At 73.2% G+C, this 257-nt stretch carries 1 protein-coding gene; it reads left to right on the forward strand.

Going from position 1 to position 257, the window contains the following annotated elements:
* Positions 1 to 257 (forward strand): hypothetical protein (locus ACZ3HG_RS24180; RefSeq protein WP_465334982.1); only part of this gene is annotated, 257 nt, incomplete at both ends.

The raw sequence follows: 257 nt of genomic DNA on the forward strand, positions 1-257 counted from the left end.
GATGCCTCCCCGTCCTCGCGCAAGCGCCCGTCGTCGGGCTGCTCTACGCCGTGTTCCTGCATCCGACGGTGGCGGGACACGCCAACGCCCTGCTCACTCAGCAACTCGCCGGCGTCCCGCTCGGCACGAGCCTCCTCGCCGCCGTCACCGGAGGGGGCGCGGATGCCACGACCGTGCTGCTCCTCGGGATCCTCGTCGCCGTGATCGCCGGTGCGGGCGAACTCACGCGCCGCTTCCTGCGCCCGCCGTTCGATCCG

The sequence above is a fragment of the Erwinia sp. PME.40.26/001 genome (genome assembly GCF_055556675.1).